1 protein-coding gene is annotated in these 712 nt (G+C 36.1%); it reads right to left on the bottom strand.

Features of this window, described 5'->3' with window-relative positions; translation table 11 throughout:
* Positions 1–78: 78 nt before the first annotated feature.
* Positions 79–648: a hypothetical protein gene (locus ACFIJP_RS09475; protein ID WP_375627168.1), complete on the bottom strand. Its 570-nt coding sequence runs from the start codon at positions 646–648 to the stop codon at positions 79–81.
* Positions 649–712 lie beyond the last annotated feature (64 nt).

Raw genomic sequence — 712 nt, 5'->3', positions numbered from 1 at the left:
CATGGTTTATTTCCTTGATTTGCGTACAATTCACCCGTGGCGTGAATCACGCTTGTGTTTAAAAATGTTGTTTGGTTGTTAGAAACGGCTTATGTAGCTTATATCGCTTGCTGAATAGTCACTTTCGTAGATGATTGAATTGCGTCCACGAATTTCAAGATTACCAGAAATATTTACATTATCGAAAATATATACTCTATCTAGAATTTTCATATTTCCGGAAATGTGTGCTTTATCACTTATATAAGCATCTCCATAGACACGGGCATTGCCATAAACATGGCCCAAAACTCGAGCCTCACCATAAATTTGTGCATTGCCGTAAATTTGCGCATCATATTCAACATATGCTTCACCGCAAACTTTTGCATTTTCATAAACACGCGCCCTGCCTGTAATTTGTGCGCGTTCAAATACTTGTGCATTGCCGAAAATCTTAGCGTCACCACAAACCATAGCTTTATGCCAAACCCAACAATCGCCTTCATGCGATAGGTTGTCTTCTTTTTGTATATAGCCACCTAAGTAACCTTTTTTAATATTTCTAAAATCTCTTAATGCATGTATGCGATAAAGTTTTTTACTTTTATCGGTTCTTGCATCATAAAATTCTTTTATTTCATCAGTAAGTTCATATTTCTTTTCCATGATTACTATTTCTCACGTTCTACGATTACGGTGGAGCCACTAATTTTACAATTTCCAGCAATGT

The organism is Bartonella sp. MU37NMGALS, from assembly GCF_042194015.1.
GTDB classification, from domain to species: domain Bacteria; phylum Pseudomonadota; class Alphaproteobacteria; order Rhizobiales; family Rhizobiaceae; genus Bartonella; species Bartonella grahamii.
Note: the sequence above shows the minus strand (reverse complement) of the source record. Positions and strands in the feature narration are given on the sequence as shown.

Bases quoted from the DNA above. Each gene is read 5' to 3' on its own strand.
- ACFIJP_RS09475 (WP_375627168.1), bottom strand. From the start codon at position 648: ATGGAAAAGAAATATGAACTTACTGATGAAATAAAAGAATTTTATGAT.